Annotated in this window: 16 protein-coding genes, 2 pseudogenes and 1 other annotated feature; of the genes and pseudogenes, 12 read left to right on the plus strand and 6 right to left on the minus strand. The window is 60.3% G+C overall.

From position 1 onward, the window contains the following. Positions 1-61 precede the first annotated feature (61 nt). From AZF01_RS22285 to AZF01_RS22295, 3 genes are all read right to left on the minus strand, one after another. On the minus strand, positions 62-1,300 hold the full coding sequence (locus AZF01_RS22285; RefSeq protein WP_024706913.1) for a type II toxin-antitoxin system HipA family toxin: 1,239 nt from the start codon (positions 1,298-1,300) through the stop codon (positions 62-64). Next, positions 1,297-1,563 carry a helix-turn-helix transcriptional regulator gene (locus AZF01_RS22290; protein ID WP_024706914.1) on the minus strand — a complete coding sequence of 89 codons (267 nt, stop codon included), beginning with the start codon at positions 1,561-1,563 and terminating at the stop codon, positions 1,297-1,299. Before AZF01_RS22290 ends, AZF01_RS22285 begins: the two co-directional genes overlap by 4 nt. Positions 1,564-1,824: 261 nt before the next feature. Further along, positions 1,825-4,419, minus strand: coding sequence for a DNA translocase FtsK (locus tag AZF01_RS22295; RefSeq protein ID WP_082781133.1), 2,595 nt, complete (start codon positions 4,417-4,419; stop codon positions 1,825-1,827). 2,656 nt (positions 4,420-7,075) lie between these two features. On the opposite strand from AZF01_RS22295, the gene repA reads away from it, so the two are divergent. The 5 genes from repA (at position 7,076) to AZF01_RS22320 (ending at position 11,589) form a co-directional block, all read left to right on the plus strand. Beyond that, positions 7,076-8,293, plus strand: a complete 1,218-nt coding sequence (gene repA, locus AZF01_RS22300; protein WP_061449925.1) for a plasmid partitioning protein RepA — start codon at positions 7,076-7,078, stop codon at positions 8,291-8,293. Then, entirely contained in the window at positions 8,290-9,294 is a 1,005-nt protein-coding gene (repB, locus tag AZF01_RS22305; protein WP_061449942.1) for a plasmid partitioning protein RepB, read from the plus strand. The genes repA and repB overlap by 4 nt, the downstream gene beginning before the upstream one ends. 204 nt (positions 9,295-9,498) lie before the next feature. Continuing rightward, a complete protein-coding gene (gene repC, locus AZF01_RS22310) occupies positions 9,499-10,815 on the plus strand; it encodes a plasmid replication protein RepC (RefSeq protein WP_061449926.1) in 1,317 nt (438 codons plus the stop codon). 100 nt (positions 10,816-10,915) lie between these two features. After that, positions 10,916-11,158: a type II toxin-antitoxin system Phd/YefM family antitoxin gene (locus AZF01_RS22315; RefSeq protein WP_061449927.1), complete on the plus strand. Its 243-nt coding sequence runs from the start codon at positions 10,916-10,918 to the stop codon at positions 11,156-11,158. Beyond that, positions 11,158-11,589, plus strand: coding sequence for a type II toxin-antitoxin system VapC family toxin (locus AZF01_RS22320; protein ID WP_061449928.1), 432 nt, complete (start codon positions 11,158-11,160; stop codon positions 11,587-11,589). Before AZF01_RS22315 ends, AZF01_RS22320 begins: the two co-directional genes overlap by 1 nt. Positions 11,590-11,809: 220 nt before the next feature. Here AZF01_RS22320 and AZF01_RS22325 read toward each other — a convergent pair whose 3' ends face one another. Beyond that, positions 11,810-12,889, minus strand: a complete 1,080-nt coding sequence (locus AZF01_RS22325; RefSeq protein ID WP_061449929.1) for a tyrosine-type recombinase/integrase — start codon at positions 12,887-12,889, stop codon at positions 11,810-11,812. Positions 12,890-13,087: 198 nt separating this feature from the next. Here AZF01_RS22325 and AZF01_RS22330 point away from each other — a divergent pair, with 198 nt between their 5' ends. From AZF01_RS22330 to AZF01_RS22350, 3 genes are all read left to right on the plus strand, one after another. Continuing rightward, on the plus strand, positions 13,088-13,984 hold the full coding sequence (locus AZF01_RS22330; protein ID WP_245308958.1) for a DUF1403 family protein: 897 nt from the start codon (positions 13,088-13,090) through the stop codon (positions 13,982-13,984). 2 nt (positions 13,985-13,986) lie between these two features. Beyond that, positions 13,987-14,712 (plus strand): SMC-Scp complex subunit ScpB, encoded by a 726-nt coding sequence (locus tag AZF01_RS22335; RefSeq protein ID WP_061449931.1) that lies wholly within the window; start codon positions 13,987-13,989, stop codon positions 14,710-14,712. Positions 14,713-15,031: 319 nt separating this feature from the next. Continuing rightward, a protein-coding gene (locus AZF01_RS22350) for an IS3 family transposase (RefSeq protein ID WP_371260721.1) occupies positions 15,032-16,239 on the plus strand; the annotation gives its coding sequence in 2 pieces (ribosomal slippage) (positions 15,032-15,302 and positions 15,302-16,239; 1,209 coding nt in all). Beyond that, positions 15,292-15,408: a sequence feature (AL1L pseudoknot), on the plus strand. (Overlaps the previous gene by 117 nt.) Before the next feature lie 39 nt (positions 16,240-16,278). Here AZF01_RS22350 and AZF01_RS22355 read toward each other — a convergent pair. Continuing rightward, a pseudogene (locus tag AZF01_RS22355) lies at positions 16,279-16,602 on the minus strand (IS110 family transposase); the annotation flags it as partial. A 134-nt stretch (positions 16,603-16,736) separates the two neighbouring features. On the opposite strand from AZF01_RS22355, the pseudogene AZF01_RS22360 reads away from it, so the two are divergent. Further along, positions 16,737-17,027: pseudogene (locus AZF01_RS22360) on the plus strand (integrase core domain-containing protein); the annotation flags it as partial. A gap of 124 nt (positions 17,028-17,151) precedes the next feature. On the opposite strand, the gene AZF01_RS22365 reads toward AZF01_RS22360, so the two are convergent. Next, complete coding sequence (locus AZF01_RS22365; RefSeq protein ID WP_197489679.1) at positions 17,152-18,144, minus strand: LacI family DNA-binding transcriptional regulator; 993 nt, start codon at positions 18,142-18,144, stop codon at positions 17,152-17,154. Positions 18,145-18,407: 263 nt separating this feature from the next. Here AZF01_RS22365 and AZF01_RS22370 point away from each other — a divergent pair, with 263 nt between their 5' ends. The 3 genes from AZF01_RS22370 to AZF01_RS22380 all read left to right on the plus strand — a co-directional run bounded on the left by AZF01_RS22370 (position 18,408) and on the right by AZF01_RS22380 (position 21,514). Further along, positions 18,408-19,655, plus strand: coding sequence for an ABC transporter substrate-binding protein (locus AZF01_RS22370; RefSeq protein WP_156484761.1), 1,248 nt, complete (start codon positions 18,408-18,410; stop codon positions 19,653-19,655). Positions 19,656-19,730: 75 nt separating this feature from the next. After that, positions 19,731-20,615, plus strand: a complete 885-nt coding sequence (locus tag AZF01_RS22375) for a carbohydrate ABC transporter permease (RefSeq protein ID WP_061449944.1) — start codon at positions 19,731-19,733, stop codon at positions 20,613-20,615. After that, the gene (locus AZF01_RS22380; protein ID WP_036236629.1) at positions 20,615-21,514 is read left to right on the plus strand and encodes a carbohydrate ABC transporter permease; all 900 of its coding nucleotides are present in this window, start codon (positions 20,615-20,617) and stop codon (positions 21,512-21,514) included. Before AZF01_RS22375 ends, AZF01_RS22380 begins: the two co-directional genes overlap by 1 nt. Positions 21,515-21,516 lie beyond the last annotated feature (2 nt).

The raw sequence follows: 21,516 nt of genomic DNA on the forward strand, positions 1-21,516 counted from the left end.
AGGCAGGGCAGGCTGCCGATTTCCGCCCGGAGAACCCGTATCCACCTTTCCCGGAACCGCTCTATTGCCGAAGCTGCCGCTGAATGCGGCGGGCGCGCTTCTTGATCGCGTGAACGACCCGGTCCAGAGCGCCCGGCGCGTCGGACGTTTCCTGCAATGTTGCCGCGACACCATCGCAAGCGTCCTGAACCAGCACGGATAACGCCTCGACCCGGCGGAGGGTGGACGCGCCTGCAAGGCCGATTTCGGCGGCCAGGGTCTTCCAGTCTTCGGCATGCAGCTCTGCCGCCGTGAACTTTCCTGCGATACTCTGTGGAAGGCTCTGGTCCACCTGGGGATAGATCGCGGCGCACATCAGATCGTAGAGGGGCGCGAGTTTCGCCGATCCGCCGGCGCCGATCAGAATCGAATAGTTCTTGGCGTGCGAATCCGAGTTGCAGATCAAGACGTTGAATATGACGGCATCGAGGAGCGCCGTACGCTCGGCCGGCGAGACGAACTCTTCGACCGCGCCGAACAGCATCTGCAGCGAGAGGCCGCCGCCGGCTGCGGCGGAGCGCTGATATTTCTGCGCGGGCAAGCGACCGGTCAACTGGCACAGGTCCTCCTGATGCAATCTGCGGATATTCCCCTCCCCGTCCGTGAAGCGGTCGTAGCGCCTGACGAGCAGATAGCGCCGGCTGCCTGCCTTGCCCGTCGACGCTTCCGCTGCCTCCAGTCCGCAGGCGCGGGCAAGGCTGAGGCAGAAAGCCTCGTTTTCGACGCTTCCCCACAAGCGCTTCGTGTCCGGCTTGAGGATATGCGTGGATGGCGTCCCGTCGACCGGTATAGCGATGCCGCCGGCATCATCGACGAAAACCGGAAGTTTCTCCTGCACGCCCGCAAGGGACATGGAAACGCCGCGTTCGCCCGCGAGGAACGGTCTTGTGGGAAGCTCATTCAGGATGCGTTCCAGAGCGGCATCATCGGGAACGGGATGCAGGTGAATCCCGGTTTTCCTCGGCCGGCCGATCGACAGGGCGCCGGCGGTGTCGCGCCCGATATGGGTAAGCAGGCCGAGAATGTCCTGCGGCGACACCTTGAGCTGCAGGCCGATTTCGGCAAGGTGGGTCTCGGGAAGCAGGTTCGCAAGCCACGGAAGCAGCCGTTCATGGCTTATCGCGCCGGATCCGAGCGGCATGGTCAGCGAGATCGGGAAGGCTGCCCGGAGGCTTTCCCAGGACGGGTCATATTCAAAACGCCATCCGTTTTCCGTGATCAGCCGTCCTACCGGCAGATGTTCGTAGAAAAATAACGTCATCGCCGGTCACCGAAGGTCGGCAGGAAGCCGAGTTCCGTTTCTTCCCCCGGCTGAGAGCGGTCCTTCAAGTCGCCCAGCTCAAGGCCGACCGTGCGGGCGACGATCAGCGCCTTTTCGAGCTGGCAGTTCGGCTTGCCGGCCTCCAGTTCCACGATGAACCGCTCGCCAGTGCCGGCGCGACGCGCAAGCTCGGTTTGCGTCCAGCCGCATGCTTTCCGTCTAGCCCTGACGAGCGTGCCGAAATCCCGTGCCGACCTGATCATGTCATCTCCCGCTGCTGTATAAAGCCGGCTCGCCTCAATCGTGATCGGCGAGCATGCGTGGAAGGAGGAAGCGGCGCGTCGCCAAACTTTCCGGTACGGCTTCCTGCCGCCTCGGCTTACCGTACAGGAAGTTTCATGAACATCAAAGACAAACTTACCGAGAGGGAAGCCGCGGCACAAAAAGGCTATATCTTCCCGATCGGGATTTTTCTGATGGCGAGCGATACCGCAAAGTCTCTTTCGATCGACCCGGAAGCCAGATCAGCCGGCTGTACCGCCATCGAGGATCTCACGCTTGCCGACATGGTTGGCGGGGCCGACAAGCCCTTCCCGCTCCATGCGCTCGACCAGCGAGGCGGCACGGTTGTAGCCGATCGACAGGCGACGCTGGATATAGGATGTCGAACACTTCTTGTCGCGCTGGACAATCTTGACGGCCTTGGCGAAAAGTTCGTCGGCATCGTCGCCGTCGGTCGCCATTTCGGTCGCATCGAAAACGGCGCCATCTTCTTCGCTCTCTTCCTCCTCCTCGTCGACGACAACGCTGCCGAGATAGGTGGGAGACCCTTGCGTCTTCAGGTGGTCGACGACCTTTTCGACCTCGTAGTCGGAGACGAAGGGGCCGTGAACGCGGGCAATCCGCCCGCCGCCCTTCATGTGCAGCATGTCCCCCTGCCCCAGCAGGTATTCCGCGCCCTGCTCGCCGAGAATCGTGCGGCTGTCGATCTTGGACGTGACCTGGAAGGAAATGCGGGTCGGGAAATTGGCCTTGATCGTGCCGGTGATGACGTCGACCGAAGGACGCTGCGTTGCCATGATCAGGTGAATGCCGGCCGCGCGCGCCATCTGCGCCAGACGCTGGATCGTGCCCTCGATCTCCTTGCCGGCGACCATCATCAGGTCCGCCATCTCGTCGACGATGACGACGATGTAGGGCAGCGCCGAAAGATCGAGTTCCTGGTCCTCGAAGATCTGATCGCCGGTGGTGCGGTCGAAGCCGGTGGGCACCGATACCATGATGGTCTCACCCGACGCGCGCGCTTCCGCTACGCGCTTGTTGAAGCCGTCGATATTGCGAACGCCGAGCCGCGACATCTTGCGGTACCGATCTTCCATCTCGCGCACCGCCCATTTCAGCGCCAGAACCGCCTTCTTCGGGTCGGTCACCACCGGCGTCAGAAGATGCGGAATGCCGTCATAGACCGAGAGTTCCAGCATTTTCGGGTCGACCATGATCAGCCGGCATTCTTCGGGACGGAGATGGTAGAGCAGCGACAGGATCATGGTGTTGATCGCCACCGACTTTCCCGATCCCGTTGTTCCGGCGACGAGAAGATGCGGCATCTTTGCGAGTTCGGCGACCACCGGTTCGCCGCCGATATTCTTGCCGAGGCACAGCGGCAGGCGGAAATCCGTTGTCATGTAGAGGCGGCTTTCGAAGAGCTCCCTCAGATAGACGGTCTCGCGTTCTTCATTCGGAAGCTCGATGCCGATCACATTGCGGCCGGGAATGACCGCGACGCGCGCCGAAAGCGCGGACATCGATCGGGCGATGTCATCCGACAGGTTGATCACCCGCGAGGATTTGACGCCCGGCGCGGGCTCGAATTCGTACATCGTGACCACGGGACCCGGACGGACATCGATGATCTCGCCCTTGACGCCGAAATCCTCCAGGATGCTCTCCAGCAGGCCCGCGCTTTGCTCCAGCGCCTCCTGGCTGAACTCGTTGGCCTCGTCCGCGCGCGGCGTTTGCAGCAATTCGATCGAAGGGAAGACGAAGTCAGTGACTTCATGCCGTGCCAGAACATTGAGGGGACCGCCGGCACGCTCTTTCCGTTCCGGTTCGGCGTCGAAATCGTCCTCTTCGACATATGCGGCGATGCTTTCCGTCGGCCCATGCGCGAGCGCATCGGCGGATGAAACGTCCGGAGCGTCTTCCTCGAGGTCCGACGGCATTGACGGTTCATCCGACGCTGCCTTTTCGCCAGACCGCGTCGGGCTGTACAGGAGAACCTGCCGGTAGAGCGAGACCGGCGATGGCCCCTCCCCGATGCTTTCTTCCTGCTCGTCGAGGATGGTTTCCACGGCATCCGAGGTCGCCGTCCATGCCGGGTTCGCCAGGTCGGCCTGCGCCGCTTCGGCGTTACGGTCGGCGGGTTCGGCGTCCGCGCTTTCTTGACGCGGCTCCGCCTCGACAGGTGGTTCCGCCTGTGTCCGCCCTTCCGCCGGGCGTGCTTCCATACCGCCAAGCGCCATCATCTCGAACGCCAGCCCGTCCGGGAGATAGGAGAAGCAATCGCGTTGCGCGCGCGCTGTCGCGCTCAACGCTTCGGGCGCCGCATCATCGGCGGCGCTTGCATGGTCGGTCTCGTCGGATAGGGCCGTATCGATATCGGCGTCGCCCGAAAGATACCAGGGGATCGAAGGGGCCCAGTCTTCCACGGCTTCTGTGGTTTCGACGGGTTCCTCCTCGGTCAGCCCTTGGTCATCCTTCGCGTTCAAGGCCTGCTCGCCGGTTGGGGCGACGCGCACCGCAGTCAGTTCTTCGGCGATCCGCTCCTGAAGCACGGTCGCCGGCGAAGGGAGATGAGGTCCGAAAACCGCCTCTTCCGTTTCTGTGGCGGCCGGCATCGCCGGCTCGGGATGTTTCTTGTGCGGGGTGCGTGTGAAGCGAACATTCGGACCCAGCACGAAGGGACGCTGCCAGCTCGGAAGGCGCTCCGGGTCGAGAATGGCGGCTTCCGGATTGCGTCGCGCGGCCTCGCCGGTCTGGTCGGCTTGTGCCTCGGCGTTGTCCGTTTTTGTCAAATCTGCGTGTTTCGATTGCAGGCTGGGATAACGCGAAATAGGCATGCTGATGAAGACCAATCTGAGAGCTGTCACACGGCCTATGTGATAGGAAAAAAACCTTAACCACTCGTTTCGCCCGCGCGAGATCGCACGATCTGTGTGTGGGCGCGCCGCTGATTATGGAGACCTCCCCCTGCCCTCACCGCCGGGCGGCTCCGGCAAGCGCGGTCCGGTCAACCTGATTGGGCCATGTGGCTGAGAAATCGCGAATGCTCATCCATCGCGCTGAAGCCGGCGGCACCTCGCCGGCCTTCGCCGCCCGCCCGGCCTTCTCCTGCAGTCACTAATCTGTCGGAATCTGGAAAACCTCTTTAGATTGCATGGCGAAATAAAAACACGTTATAAGAGTAAAGGAAATCGAGAGAACCCAAGCCGCTTCGGGCGCGAGGCCTTCGTCAAGACTGCATCATTATGGGGGTCTTACTTTGGACCTCTAAAATTTGAAGTATTTCAGGTGTTCGGTGAAAAGCAATTTTCATCCGGAAGTTTCCAGTCTGTTTTGGAGAGCTGCAACTCTTTCAACTATCTCGATCATGGAGGGCGAGCGGTTCTCGGCGTAAGGCTAATCATGGGAAAGGGTGCGCTAATCGCTCTTTATCAAGGGGCGTGAGCCCTGAAGATCGGTGCCCGCCTGTACCGGAGGATCGGTACTTTTCAGGCCTCCAAAAAAAGGGGTTTCTGGATGAGTTTCGTATCCACACGGCGTGCTGCGAGTTGCACAAGGGGCTGCGGGTGAGTCTCCGGCGATAATCACTCTGCCTGAAAGTTCCGACGATGAGATGATGTTGGAAACCAGTCCTGTGAAAGAGCTTCAGTTTTAGCTTTGTGATATCGGCCGCCTGCCCCTTATTCCCGTTGCCCGGAGGCATGCAATGATCGTCCCTGACCGAGGCGCGCCACATCATATTAAATCGGAAATGCTTCTCACCGATCATTGTTGCCTGTGATCCATCGCTGTTTCCTGCATGACGTCGAGGCTATGCCATATAGGCTTTCGGATGCTCCCCTGCCCGGGACATCCTCCCTCGATGCCGGCGCGGAGAGTTTTCAATTGAAAACATCCCTGCCGTATCTCGCCGGGTCAACTCTCTCTCGCCATGAAAAAGGAAGGCAGCAAGCTCGAGGACGGTTTGCTCGCGTGGACGGAAAAGAGCAGCGGAGGGTGGCTGCATTGCCGACATGTCAATTTAACGGCGCCCGCCATCGCCTTGTCCCGAAGAATCTCCGCATGAGGGTAACCCAACGGCAGACGAGGGCGGGAAGGTCGTGAACGGCGAATAGGGAAGGCCTGGGGGCGAGGCGACTGTAGGGACCGGCCGCGTCTTTCTGATGGACGTTCAGCGTCCCCGCAATGAATCTCGCAAGCCTGGGCAGCAGCCGGGCGACGGTCGGATGAAGGGCGTGTTCCGACGCTCAGCTCCAAGCCGTGCGTGCCGATTGAACGGTTGGTCGTCGCGAAGCCTGCATTGCCGAGGGCTATCGCGCACGCCATGGCTCTATTCCGGCGGGTCTGGATCCAAAATGACCTTGCTCTGAAATGCGAACATCGATCGACCCCCCTCTGAGGCGGCAATAAATGCACAGGGCAGTCCGCGCGAGGGCCCTTGATATCGAAGTCTGTGGGGCATCATCTGGCACGTGGCCCTGGCCATGGCGCTGCCTATAGCGTCGACGCCATGGTCGGATCCGCATACTCGGTTCCGGGACGGCTCTCGTGCCTCTGTAGCCGATCGGCTCGTTCCTTTTCGATGTCGCAGCCGGCGGATTGCCATCCCGCTCAAAAAAGAGGCGAGCGCCCAAGGCCAGATCTTCAATGCGCGTGCCTTCTGACATTCCCGCGTCGCCGGCGATATCCGGCTGCGCACGACCAAGACCGGGAATCCGCGGATCAATGGGCAGGTCGAGCGCCACGCCGTCAAGGCCGCCTCAGTCAAGCGCTTCTGCCATGTGAACCGCGAAGAAACCGGGCAACACCTCGCCGGCTTCGCCACAGCGCGCAGCTTTGCCCGCAGGCCCAAGATCCCCGAGAGCCTCACGCGCCACGGGTTAGACTGCGCGGCGCGACCATCAAAGCCGCATCGCGTAGACGTCACGTTGCTCCATGTGAGGGCGCGTCTCAAGAAGGCGGTGGTGTAGCGACGCCAGGTTCCAGATGAGGCGCAGGCGGCGCATTCCAGTCCGGGGAGGCGATCGCGGGCTGAGCAACAAGTCGTTCGCTGGTCCGGTGCAGCAAGGATGAAGTTCTCGAAGCACAGGACCGAGAAACATGCCGGCCCGAGCTAAAGCCATACGCGGCGCTCTTTCGTTCTATCATAAACAGGGACAACCGGCAGGCGTCGGCTACATCAGATGTTTTCAATTGGAAACTTTCCCTGTGTTCAAGTTCGCTAAGCGCATCCGTTGTCACCGCAGGGATGCCTGTTTCAGGCACTTATGGCGCCTCGCGTCCGCTAGCCCCAAAGGCCAGCCATCTTGCTCACGCAGGGCGTCGCCTCAATCCGACGACGGCCTTGATCCGCCTCGGCCGGACCTTTGGTGCATGAGCCAGGAGGTCTGCCTCCTCCTGTTAACCATTCATTAACGAAAAACCCCTTGCAGAATCGGTGCGAGTCATGCAGCGTTGACGCAAATAAGATGAATTCGGATAGGAAACCGTCAGATGAGCGAAACGGCCGCATATAACGCGATCGGCGACACAGCGGCAAAGATCGAGGATTATACGGATCGGCTTTCCGCCGAACTGCAGGCGATGCGTCACCGCATCTATCCGCCGGAAGCGCGCAAGCAGTTCACGCGCACCTTCTCGACCCTCGATCTCGTCAAGCTGCTCAATGTGCCCGAAAGCACCTTGAGGGCAATGACCATCGATGGCAAGGGCCCGCAGCCTTCGCGTGCGGATAATAACCGGCGCATTTACCAGGTCGGGCAGCTCCTCGAACTCCGGCAGTTTCTGGCAGACCGCCGTCCGGACGATGCGCTGAGGCTATGGCCGCGCCGCAGGGATGGGGAAAAGCTGCAGGTCGTCGCCACCGCGAATTTCAAGGGCGGCAGTTCCAAGACCACGACCTCGATCCACCTGTCACATTATCTGGCGCTGCAGGGTTACCGTGTGCTCTGCATCGACCTCGATCCGCAGGCATCGATGACCTCGATCTTCGGGCTTCAGCCGGAATTCGATGTCGGCGAGAACGAAACCGTCTATGCGGCGCTGCGCTATGACAATGAGCGCCGGTCGCTCGCCGATGTCATCCGCGAGAGCTATTTTCCCGGCATCGATCTCATCCCGGGCAATCTGGAACTGATGGATTTCGAATTCGATACGCCGGCCTATCTCGCCCAGCGCGAGCGGGACGAACTCGGCCTGTTTTTCGAGCGACTGAAGAACGCGATCGCCTCGGTCGAAGGCGAGTATGATTTCGTGGTGCTCGATACGCCGCCCTCGCTCGGCTACGCGACGCTGGCCGCGCTTTACGCGGCGACCGGCCTGATCGTGACGGTTCATCCGGCGATGCTGGACGTTGCCTCCTGCAACCAGTTCCTGATCATGATTTCCGATCTCGCCGATACGCTCGCCCAGTTCGGTGCCCGGTTCGATCACGATTTCCTGAAATTCCTGATGACCCGGGTCAATCCCAATGATGGCCCGCAGAAGTACATGTCGGGCGTGATGCGTCGGCTCTTCGAGGACGATGTCCTGGTTTACGAGGCGATCGAATCGACGGCGATCGCCGGCGCCGGCGTCGCCAAGAAGTCGCTCTACGAGCTGGAAAGCGGCGAAGTCGGGCGCGAGGCGCTGAAACGCGCGATCGAAAGCGCCGACAATGTGAATGGCGAGATTCTCGCCCTTCTGCAGAACGTATGGGGCAGGGCGCCATGAAAAAGAACATTCTGAAAATGATGGCCGAGGCCAATGACGCGGAAAACAACCCGCAGTCGCCGCCCGTTTCGCCGCTTTCGCGGTCCAGGCGAGGCTCGTCCGTGGTCAGCAATGTCGGCAAGGCGCTCAACACGTTGTCGGAATCGAGTAGCATCGTGCTGGATCCGTCAAAGATCGACGCATCGCCCTATCAGGATCGTTTCGAAAGCGATAGCGAGGTCGGCGAGGAGATCGAAAGCCTTGCCGCCTCGATCCGGGCGGAAGGGCAGAAAATGCCCGTTCTGGTCCGCCCCCATCCGAAAGAGGAGGGGCGCTACCAGCTTGCCTATGGCCACCGCCGCCTTGCCGCCATTCGCCTGCTTGCCGCTGAAAGCAAGACGCCGTCCGAGGTGACGATCCGGGCCTTCGTCCGCCCGCTGGACGACCGCGAACTCCTGGTCGAGCAGTCGCTGGAAAACGGCGTGCGCGAGAACCTCACCTGGATTGAACAGGCGCTCTGGGCGGCGCAATTGCGCGCGGCCGGGTTTTCGAGCGTGGCGATCGAGCCTGTGCTCGGCCTTTCCAAGACGCCGATTTCGCTGATGCTGAAAGTGGCCAACGCGGTCCCGAACGATATCATTTTCGCAATCGGCCGGGCCAAGGGCGTCGGCCGGCCGAAATGGATGACGCTTGCGGAAGCCTGTTTGAAAGACGGAGAGGAAGCGGCAGCGCGCATTCGCCCAATTCTTGAAACCAATGCATTCAAGTCCGCCGACGCCGCGCGCCGCATTGATCTTGCCGTGAAGGCCGCGCGGGGTGGCGAGGACAAGCGTCCTGAAAAATCCGTACGCGAATTGGTCGCGAACGGAAGGACCGTTGGCCGCATTGCGACCGGGGGAGGCGGCACGACGATTTCGATCGTCGGGCAGGAAGCCGGCTTCGCCGAATGGCTTGCAGAGCGCATGGACGCGCTTGCGGAGGAATATTTTTCATCAACCACCGGCGCGAATCGCAAAGACTAGGAAAGCGACGCCCGGCGGCCAGTCACTGAAACAGCAAAAGGAGAGAAACAGACAAAAGAAAAGGCCCCCAAACGACAAGCGTCCGGAAGCCGATAAGTTCTTAGCACCTACTGATTCGCATTTCCGGCCAGTCCCGTCAAGAGGCTGTGGTTCATTTGATGAGCTGCAGGGGTGGATTCTTTTGCCTTTTTGAAAGGTGAACCCATGGAAAATGCGATAACCACGACGCCCTTCGGGCGGCGGCCGCTATCGCTCGCGATGCTTTCAAGCCAGAAAGCGGCGCGGGAAGCCCCGAAAGGGGCGCGGCTTAACAAGTGGAAGGTGTTTCATACCGTGCGGGAGGCGCGGGAGGCGCTGGGGGCGAGTGATCGCGGCCTTGCGATCCTGAATGCGCTCCTGACCTTCTATCCCGAGAACGAACTGTCGGAGGAAACCGGCTTCGTCGTCTGGCCGTCCAACGAACAGCTGATCGCGCGTGCCAACGGCATCTCGCCGGCGACACTTCGGCGGCACCTGGCGGTGCTGGTCGATTGTGGCTTGATCATCCGCCGCGACAGCCCGAACGGCAAGCGCTTCGCCAGGAAGGGCAGGGGAGGGCATGTCGAACAGGCCTATGGCTTCGACCTGTCGCCGCTGGTGGCAAGGGCGGAAGAGTTCGCTTCGATGGCCGAAAGGATTGCCGAGGAGCGTCGGGCGTTGAAATGCGCGCGCGAACGGCTGACATTGCTGCGCCGGGACATCGTCAAGATGATCGAGGCCGGTCTCAACGAGGGCGTGTCGGGTGACTGGGCGGCGATGAGCCAGGTCTATCGCGCGATCATCGACCGGCTGCCGCGTTCTCCGGATCTGGCGACGGCGGAGGATATCTGCGATGCGCTTGCGCTTTTGCATGAGGAAGTGCATGACGCATTGGAATCGCACGTAAATTCGCAAAAAACGAACGCCAATGAGTCTCATACTGAGCGTCACAAACAAAATTCAAACCCAGAATCCCAATTTGAATCTGAATATGGCTTAGGAAAGAAAACAGAAGCGAGCGGCAGCGCCGGCGAAACCGACAATCTGCACAGCCTGCCGAAGCGGGAATTGCCGCTGGCACTGGTGCTGGATGCCTGCGAAGGCTTTCGGGATCTGGCAAAGGGAGGATCCATCCGCAACTGGCGGGACTTCCTGGGCATCGCCGAGATCGCCCGGCCGATGCTGGGCGTCAGCCCCAGCGCCTGGCGGGAGGCGGCCGAGGTGATGGGCGACAAACAGGCCGCAATCACGCTCGCCGCGATCTACCAGCGTGGCGAGGCCGTCGTCAGCCCCGGCGGCTATCTGCGCAATCTGACGGAACGGGCGAGAGATGGCCAGTTCTCCGTCTGGCCGATGGTCATGGCGCTGTTGAGGTCAAGGATCGAGGCCGGGAACGCCACGCAGACGCCAAAACCCGATGACGACGGGAGAGGGGAGCGCGCCGGCGATGACGGTCTCTCGATTTCGCCCGCTTTGGCACGCTCATTGAAGAAGCCGCGATGATGAACAGGCAAACCGTCGCCGTCTGACGGCAGCATCGCTTGTGAAAACGCTGGTGACGAACTATGTATGACTACAGTGGTTACGAAATAGGATTACGATAATGAGGGAAATTCAGCTCAGAGATGCAAAGGCGACGTTTTCTGCTGTTGTCGATCAGGCCGTGCACGGCACACCGTCGGTGATCACGCGGCGCGGTCGCAAGGAAGTGGTCGTCTTGTCCTACGAGGAATACGAAAAACTCGCGCATGTGCCCAGTTTTGGCCGGCTTCTGGCTGCCTATCCGGGCGAGGACGATACGATTGCCGAGCGCAGTGATAAACCCGGACGCGATGTCGCGTTTTGATGTATCTCGTCGATACCAATGTCATTTCGGCACTTGCACCGTCGAAACGCGGAGGCGACGTGGCGCTGATCGGGTGGCTTGACAGGGCAAGCGATGCGCTTTTCTTGTCCACGGTAACGGCTGCCGAGGTGCGCGCCGGGATTGCCAAGGCGGAACGGGAACAATCGACGACGAAGGCAGAGCGCTTGCAGGCGTGGTGGCAGAGCATCGAATATCTTTATGGCGAGAAAATCCTGCCATTTGATCTTCGCTGTGCCCATGCCGCAGGCAAAATCCTCGATGCCGCCCGCGCCCATCAGCCGTGCTTTGCCGATATCGCCATCGCCGCGACTGCAAAGGCCCACGGGTTGACGATCCTGACCCGCAATCTCCGCCATTTCGCACCACTTGGCGTTCCGGTGCATGATCCGTTTCAGTCGCTGCCGGGTTGAAACGCCTTTGTTGGCGGAGCGAGCAAAAGGCGACCATCGTCTAAGCCGATGCGCGTTGACCGACGGTTCCTGATTGATGGCCCCGAGCGCGCTCGATGACGGCTGGCCAAGCAGTGAGATCAACGGGCTTATGCCGTGGCGCTTCCAAGCCTCTATAGGTTCGATTGACGCTTGCGCTGAATTTGATTTCGCTGTGGGACTCTTGACGGAGTAGAGCAGATTACAGCCCCGCTGCCTTGGTGAGATTGACGCGGAACCGGTCGCGCCTGCGCTGATAGCGCCTTGTCATTTCGGCCGATGCATGGCCGAGTTGTTTCTGGACGTACCGTTCGTCGACCTCGGCCGAGGAGGCGAGGCCCGCTCTCAAGGAGTGACCGGAGAACAGTTTTATCCTTTCGGCCTCAGGCAGCTCGCCGCGAATGCCGGCGGCAAGAACGGTCTTCTTGATGAGGCGGGCAATCTCCTGGTCCCTTAGCCGTTCGGGACCGACGGCCTTGCCCTTGCCGGTGACGCGGCGGAACAGCGGGCCGTGGCCGATCCTGCCGAGCTTCAGCCAGGTTTCCACGGCATGGACCGGGCAGGTGAGATCGGAGGAGCCGCGGCCGACCTCCACCTCGCGCCAGCCGGTCTTGCCGCGCAGCGTCACCAGCATGCCCTTGTCGAGGATTTCGATCCAGCCGTTTCCGTCATCGGTCTGGTCGCGCCCGCAATCGAGCGCGACGATCTCCGAGCGGCGCAACCCGCCGGCAAACCCCATCAGCAGCATGGCGCGATCGCGCAGGCCGCGGAGCGTTCCCCGGTCGAGCGTTTCGACCATGGCGATCAGTTCCTCGGGCAGGATCGCCTCCTTCTGGCGCGGCGGGGCCGCATGACGATTGCGGATGCCGGCCAGCACCGTGGTTATGTGGCGGTCGCGGCGATCAAGCGTGAGACCGCGCTGCGCATAGTTCCACGCGATCGCCGACAGCCGCCGCTCGATGGTGGAGACCGCGCTTGGCTTTGCCCGCGGGGCCGCTTCGCCGGAGGCGAGCGCCGTGATGTAGAGCCCGACGGTCTGTGCATCCGGCGGCAGGGTCGCAAGCCCCTTGCGCCGGCACCAGCTCGAGAAATGCGCCCAGTCGGCGGCATAGGCGCGCCGCGTGTTGGCCGCGCTCGAGGCGTCGACGTAACCGCGGGCGCGTTCGACCAGCGGCGCGAGATGACCCGTCACTGCGCCCGACGTCCCCGACGGCTGCAATTCATAAGCGGCGCTCGTGCCGAGAGACGGGCTGGCGTGCGGATCGACGTCGTTTTCGGGCATTGAGGGCCTCAGAATGGCGGGTTTTCTCTTTAATGAGCATTATGAACGATAATGCAAGATTATCAATCATTATAGGATAAAGACAAGCTGTGCGCTTTATGTCGATTTCTCTGGCATTAACCGCTCTTGTCCTGTAGCTTCATCGCCATGGATTCGCCCGCCGCCACACCTACAAACGCAGTCACGCCCACCGCCGCTATGCCGGGATGGACCCGTCCGCGCGGGCGTGATGCCACCGAAGCCGATGCCGCCTTCTCCGCCGGTATCGCTCTGAAATCACTTGATGATCTTGTCCGCTCCCGACCAGCCTGGGCCGGCTGCTGGCGCGAACGGCAGGCCCTGAAATGCGCCGCCGCCGCCGTCCGTCTCAGCGGTCGCAACGAGGACGAAGCGGCGCTGCGCGATGCCGTCCTGCTCACCGCCGCCGGCGACGATCCGGGCCCCGCGGGCAAGATGTTTCTGGCCTATAAAAGGCTCGCCACCCGAAAACCCGGCTTTTCCGAAAAACAGGTCGAAGATCTCGCCGACCTGATGGGACTGGCCTTTGACGACCAGCTCGCCTCTATCCCGGAGCTGGCGGATACAGCGCTCCAGTCCGGCCGGGCTATTCCGTTTGTGGTCGCTGACCTTGTCACTGCGATCCTCGCCATCCGCCCGGATACCGAGCCGCTGGCCTGGGCCATGGCCGACATGATGATCGCAACCCTGCTGAAATGGGACCGGCCCGTGCCATTGATGATGGCGGAACGTTACGGCCGGGCGTTTCGGATCATCGGGGGCAGGGGACGTGTACGGTCGGGTGAGCCTGGGTTTGCCCGCGCGGTCTGCCTGGCGCTTGCCGACGGGGCCGCATTGCGCGCGGCGGATGCGATCGCGCGCCGGGCGGATGTTCTTGTGACCGTGGCGCCGAAGGTGCGGACCAAGGGCGCTGGTCCGGTCATCAAGAAATTGCTGGATGAGGACGCTATCCCGGCGAGTGCGCCCGGCAGCAATCTCTCCCGCTGGGCCGCCTCGCGCCTGTTCGAACGGCTCGAAAGTTTCGGCGCCGTGCGCGAATTGTCGGGCCGTTCCGCCTTCCGGATTTACGGGTTGTGACCATGACCGGAGCAAATGCCGCCAAAACAAGCCGCCGGAAAGCGAAAGCTGGAGCCGAACATAAGGAGGCGCATACCGCAGCCGAAAAGCCGAGAGGCGAACGCCTCTTTGATCGGGAGCTTGAGGCCTTGCCGGCCGAACTGCGCTGGCGCGAATGGATGCTGCGCGTCGAGGCGGTGATCTTCGCCGCCGCCGAGCCGGTCACCCGCGAAACGCTCGCCCGCGTCGTCGGCAAGGACTGCAGCATTGACCTCCTGATCGACGATCTCCGCGAAGAGCTCGCCGGCCGGCCCTACGAGATCGTCGCGGTCGCCGGCGGCTGGCAGCACCGCACTCGCCCCGCCTATGCCGATGCCATCCGCGCCTCCGCAGCGCCAACCCGGGGCGGAGTATCAGCACTCTCCGAATTCGAATCCATGGTGCTGATGGCCATCGGCTATTTCCAGCCCATCACCCGCGCCGAACTGTCAAAAATCTTCGGCAAGGAGGTCAGCCGCGACACCATCGGTTCGCTGCGCAACGCCGCCCTCATCGCCTCCGGCCCCCGCAGTCCGACACCCGGCGCGCCCTACACCTACGTCACAACCAGGTACTTCCTCTCCGCATTCGGCATGGAGACGCTCCGCGATCTGCCCGATATCGAAGCGCTGGAGGATGCCGGATTGCTCAGCAGAGCCGCCGTGCAGGAGGAGGTGGTGACGGCCGTGGTGGATGATCTAGAGGAGTAATACCAACTGTCGATGATTGTGACTCTCGTGGGGATGGCTATCAGCCTGAATCTCTGTTGCAAACTGTAGGTCTATGATGGGTTCAGCGATTTGCTTGCGCGTGGCTTTCGATGGGGCGAAGTTACGGCTTTTGGCTCGGCAGACACGCGAGGCCGATCAGGCGCGGGGGCTTCTGGCGCTTGCATCGATTTATGATGGTGGCTCCCGTACCGATGCCGTCCGGCTCGGCAGCGTTACGGTTCAAATCGTGCTCGACTGGGTGTTGCGCGTCAATGATCGCAGCCCCGACGGATTGATCAACGGCAAGGCCCCGGGCAAGCTGTCTCTACTGAACGACGACCAGCGATCAGCTTTGGCGAAAGCGACAGAAGCCGAACATCCTTCGCGGTGGGCAGCCATTTCCTCGATAGCTGCAAAGATCGGTTGCTCGGCACATACGCTCAATGAGTGGGTGAAGCGGGCTGAGGTGGATAGCGGCAAGCGGGCCGGTTTACCGAGCGATATCGCGGAGAAGATGAAGGCTTTGGAACGCGAGAAACGGAAGCTTCGTCAGGTGAACGAGATCTTGCACAAGGCGTCTGCTTATTTTGCCCAGGCGGAGCTCGACCGCCCACTGAAGCGATGATTACCTTCATCGACGAACATCGCTCCGTACTTGGGGTCGAGCCGATCTGCAGGCTTCTGCCGATTGCCCCATCCACCTACTACGATGCCGTTGCTAAGCGCACTGGCGTGGATCGCCTGTCGGACCGCGCTCGCCGTGACATGGCCATGAAGATCGAGATACGCCGCGTGTTCCACGAGAACTTCCGGGTTTATGGCGTGCGCGAGGTCTGGCGGCAGTTAAAGCGCGAGGGCTTCGATATTGCCCGATGCACTGTCGCCCGGCTCAGGAGGACGATGGAGCTGCAAGGCGTAATCCGAGACAGGCCCGCCAGAACAACGACGCCGGACAAAAACGCGCCATGTCCGCTCGATCGGGTCAATCGTCACTTCAAAGCACCAGCTCCGAATATGCTCTGGCTTTCCGATTTCACATATGTCGCGACATGGCAGGGCTTTGTTTACGTGGCTTTCGTGATCGATGCTTTTGCTCGACGCATTATCGGCTGGAGAGCAAGCCGCACTGCCCATACGAGCTTCGTCCTCGACACTCTGGATCAGGCGCTTCATGAGCGACAGCCCGTTCATCGTAGCGGCCTTATCCATCACTCGGACCGCGGCGTGCAATACGTATCTATTCGCTATTCCGAACGGCTGGCAGAGGCAGGCATTGAACCGTCTGTCGGAAGTGTTGGCGACAGTTACGACAACGCTCTCGCAGAAACGATCAACGGGCTCTACAAGGCGGAGGTTATCCATCGGCGAGGTCCATGGCGCAACTTCGAAGCCGAAGAGTTCGCAACGCTCGAATGGGTCGACTGGTTCAATAACCGACGCCTTCTGGAGCCGATCGGAAACATTCCGCCCGCAGAGGCCGAAGAACGATACTATGCCACGCTGGACGCACCAGCGTTGGCCGCATAACTTAAACCAAACGGTCTCCGGCAAACCCGGCGCGGTTCAATCGTTCTTGTCCCAGCTATTGTGCAAGGCCTCCGGCGTCCGGGCTAGGCCGACAGAGGAGACGAGCTTCAGTTCAAATCCGTGTTGACCGAGATCGTGCGCTAGTGGCCGGTGATGGTTGCCGGTCGCTTCGAACCCGATCCGAACCGGAAAGCCGTAGCGGACGAGTGCCGCAGACAATCTCCTGAAGTCCTCAAGCGTATTGGTGACCGTCATACGACGACGGCGCTTCTTGTCTGGAATTCCAATCAGGACCTCGTGGCGATGCTTGGAAATATCGATGGCAACCAGCAAGGTAGCGGGATTAGTGTGGTGGATGGTCATAACCTGTCTCCTCAGCGGTGTGGTTCAGCAAAACCACTGTTGAGACCTGGGACCGGTTATGGCCATCCACTACGCTATTTTGGGCTCCGCGGGTGGCCATAACCTATCAACAGCACCGCTTCCCGACGTGCTATGGCAGCGAATTTATCTCCCGTGACCTCGATCTGTGGGCCTATGTGAACAAGGTTACGCTGGACTTCTCGCGGCCTGGCAAACCGACCGACAACGGCTTCATCGAAGCTTTCAACAGCAAGCTGCGTGCAGAATGTCTGAACGCAAACTGGTTCATGACCCTTGCGGAGGCGCGCGAAAAGTTGGAGGATTGGCGTAAGCACTATAATTGGGATCGTCCTCATTCGGCGATCGGATACAACGTCCCGATCGCGTTGCACAATCCCGGTGGCGCTGCCAGCCCGCCATCGTGATCAGAGCCGGAAAAATCTAACAGCCGGCGGTCCAATAAATGGGCGCAGAGCATTGCAAACATCACTTTGGCACATTGCGATGCCTTCGGGAGGGGGCATCCACTCCATCAGTTCTCAGTAACAATCAACAGTTACGCCATGTAACCGATCCACGCTCTATCAAGTGGCATTCCAGTTGCACGTTACGATTTTCTATGGGGCGATCCTCGATCATATCCAGCGCAAGTCGTACAGCTGCGGCGCCTATTTCACGTCGCGGCTGACGGATCGTTGTAAGAGTGGGGGAGGTGACGCTTGCAAGGAGATTGTCATCGAACCCCACAATCGAAACATCATTCGGAACAGACAGCTCTCCGTCCTGAACGGCTCTCATCGCTCCTAACGCGAGTTCGTCGCTTGCACAGAAAATGGCAGTCGGTGGAGACTGCGCCGACAAGATTTGTTTTGCTGCGGCGTACCCTGAGGCAAAAGCGAAGTCGGTCTCTATTTCCAACTGAGAATCATACGGCAAGTTGGCTCCCGATAATGCGTTTCGATATCCTCGGGAGCGCTCCCGGGCGGTGAAGTAAGAAGAGCGTCCCCCAATGTGAGCGATCCGACGATGGCCGTGCTTTATCAGATACTGGACCGCCGCCTCGGACCAATATGCATTGTCGACCACAACTGACGGAAGATTGATGTCTGGTATCTTCTCGGAGATGACAACTACGGGGCTCAGAGTAGCGAGATCGGCATTCAAACCGTTCGGCAAATGACCTGTTGACATGATAAGGCCATCCACCCGCCCGCCAAGAAATAGATCGACAAAGAGCTTCTCTCGGTCCCGGTAATAATCCGTGTCACCCACGATAATGCTGTATTTGTGCTCCAGCGCCTCTGTTTGCGCGCCCTTTATCAATTCGGAAAAAAACGAATTCGAGAGGTCTTGCACTAGAATAAGAAGTGACTTTGCAGCTCCCGCGCGTAATTGTCGTCCAAGCAGATTGGGCTGAAACTTCAACTCCGCGGCAACTTTCTTTATCGCAAGCCGTGTCTCTAGGTTCACCTGTTCCGGTCGCGTAAGTGCGCGCGAGACGGTAGCGGTTGAAACGCCCGCGCGCTTGGCAATGTCAGCCATCGTCGGCTTCCGATTCGCAGGTTTCTTCATTCTAGTTCAGCTCCTGTGCAGCCCCAAGTTCTTACCACGTGGCGCCTTCTTTACAACCAGCAACCATCCGCATCTACCGCGCGGCGGGAGCGCCATTTTGCCTGTTTCCGGCGATCACAGCGACCCTGCCTCGGTCGCTATCGAGACGCGGAGTGAGAGATCAAGAAAATTATTTTCAGTATTGACTCTTTTCATTTATAAACTGTAATCGTTTGCAAAGCGGGAGGCGCTATTTGGAGGAAATTATGAAATCACTAAGTTTGATTATGATGGTTGGAATTGTCGGTCTGGGTCTGCCTGCAGCAGCAGCAGAACGTGCGGAGGTGATCCACTGGTGGACGTCGGGATCCGAATCCGCCGCTGTGAGGGTCTTGGCAGATGCCTTCAACAACGCGGGTGGCGATTGGATCGACAACGCCGTCGCGGGCGGTGGCGGGGCCAATGCGCGTTCGCTGGGGATCAACCGTATCGTCGGCGGCAACCCGCCGACAGTGATGCAGTTCAACTATGGCAGGCAATTGGACGAGATCATTGAACACGGCTATGTCCGGGACATCTCGGACCTTGCGGCGCAGGGGAATTGGAATGAGCTAGTGCCGGACGCGCTGATGGATTCGATCACCGTCGATGGCAAGGTCTATGGCATCCCGGTCAACATGCATGGTCAGACCTGGTCGTGGTGGTCGCTGCCGGCGCTGGAAAAGGCCGGGGTCGAGGTGCCGGCGTCGTGGGATGCGTTCTTCCCGACACTGGACAAACTGAAGGCCGCTGGGATCATCCCCGTAGCGGTGTCGCGCGATGCCTGGACGATCGACAGCATCTGGCGGTTCATCGTCATCTCGAAAGGCGGCACTGACCTGTTCCGCAAGATTTACGTTGACCATGATGTCAGCTCTGTCAATAGTCCAGAGTTCAGGGAGTTGGTCGAAACGCTGATCCGGCTGCGCGACTATTCCGATCCCGGCGCCTCGGCGCGCAACTGGAACGATTCGACTGCACTGATCATCAACGACACAGCCGGCGTTCAGTTCATGGGCGACTGGGCAAAAGGCGAGTTTCTGAACGCGGGCGAGGTGCCGATGCAGGACTTTGCTTGCACCCCGGTCATCGGCGGAAATCAGGGCTATGTCTATGGCGGCGACATGTTCGTGGTCACCGCAAGCGAGGACCCCGAGCAGCTTAGTGCGCAGAATCTGTTCGTCGAGACGCTGATGAGCAAGCAGGTGCAGATCGACTTCAATCGCGTCAAGGGCAGCATCCCGGTGCGCTCCGACGTCGATACCGCGCAGCTGGACGCCTGCGCTCAGATCGCCATCGATCTGGTGAAAAACCCCGACAATCAGGTCGGGGACCAGCCCTTCTACAACAGCAGCGACACCATCGGGGCAATCCGGGATCTACTGGGCGCGCTTTGGTCCGATCCGAACCCCTCGGTCGATACGTTCACGCAGAATTTCGCCCAGATCATCGCGGCGGAATAAACACGAGGTTAGCCGGGGCCGGTTCGGATCCGGTTCCCCGGCTGCGATGCGTGGACAATGACGAGGAGGGTTAGAATGCTGCGGGCGCAAAGGCGTAACCTGGGGGCGACGCTAACTATCATCCCCTTTTGGGTAATTATCCTTGGCGGATATATCGGTACTATCGTCTGGACGGTTTACATCTCGCTGACCAGTTCACGGATGCTGCCTAACACGTCGTTCGTCGGACTGGATCAATACCAAAGGCTATTCGGACTGGGACGTTGGAGTTTGGCGGTGCACAATCTGGTTGTGTTCGGCCTGCTTCTGATGGCGCTGTGCCTGATCATCGGATTTCTACTGGCTGTGATGCTGGACCGCCAGATCCGCGCCGAGGGCGTGGTGCGGACGATCATCCTATATCCGCATGCGATTTCCTTCATCGTCACGGGCCTTGTTTGGCAGTGGATGCTGAACCCGACTGTCGGTATCGAGAAAGCCGTGCGCGACTTCGGCTGGAGCACCTTCGCCTTTGACTGGTTGATCCGACCCGAGATGGCGATCTATGCGCTGGTGTTGGCCGGGGTCTGGCAGGGGTCGGGGCTGATTATGGCCTTGATGCTGGCGGGGCTGCGCGGCATCGATCAGGACATCTGGAAGGCCGCGCGGATCGACGGGATCCCCACCTGGCGGGTCTATCTGTCCATCGTGATCCCGATGATGCGCCCGACCATCATCACCTGCGTAGTGCTGATGTCGCTGTCGATCGTCAAGGTTTATGATCTGGTCGTCGCGTTGACCGGTGGCGGGCCTGGCCTGTCCACTGACGTGCCGGCGAAGTTCATCATGGATTTTCTGTTCGAGCGCTCGAACATCGGACTGGCGGCTGCCGCCGCCACTACTCTGCTTGTATTCGTACTGATGATTTTCGTTCCCTGGTACTACGTTGAGTATTGCCGGGACAAGAAGGGGGCAAACTGATGCCGACGCCAGTTGCCGCAAAGGCGCATCCGAAGGGTCCCAAGCCGAAACACCTGACAGCAAGCCGGATTGGCGTCTATGCCTTCGTCCTGCTCAGCTGCGCGTTCTTTCTGATGCCGCTCTACATCATGCTGGTCACCAGCTTCAAAACGCTTGCGCAGATCCGGCTGAGTCAGATCTTCGCACTGCCCACCACCCTGACGCTCGAGCCGTGGGTTGCGGCATGGTCCTCTGCATGCACTGGATTGTCTTGCGAGGGGCTGCGGGTTGGTTTCCTCAATTCGGTGATGATCACGGTACCCTCGGTGATCCTGTCGATCCTTGCCGGGGCAATCCTTGGCTATAGCCTGTCGCTGTGGCGGCCCAAGGGGTCGAACATTCTGTTCGGGTTTTTGCTGGCCGGGGCCTTTCTGCCCTATCAGGTGTTCATCTACCCGTTGGTCCGTATCTATGCCTATCTATCGATGTACGGAACGCTGTTTAACATTGTGACGGTGCATGTTCTGTTCGGCATGCCGGTGATGACCCTGATCTTTCGCAACTATTTCGCGTCGCTGCCTGAGGAGCTGTTCAAGGCGGCGCGCGTCGATGGAGCGGGCTTCTGGCGGATCTTCTTTTCCATCATGCTGCCGCTGTCCACTCCAATCGTCATCGTCGCAGTGATCTTGCAGGTGACCGGCGTCTGGAACGACTTTCTTCTGGGGACCGTCTTTGCAGGGCAGGACAACTGGCCGATGACCGTCCAACTCAACAACATTGTCAACACGACCGAAGGCGCCCGCTCATACAACGTGGATATGGCGGCGACAATCCTGACCGCGGCGGTTCCGCTGACCGTCTATTTCCTGTCGGGGCGCTGGTTTGTCCGCGGTATTGCCGCCGGCGCAGTAAAGGGCTGAAA

This window comes from Martelella sp. AD-3 (assembly GCF_001578105.1).
GTDB lineage: Bacteria > Pseudomonadota > Alphaproteobacteria > Rhizobiales > Rhizobiaceae > Martelella.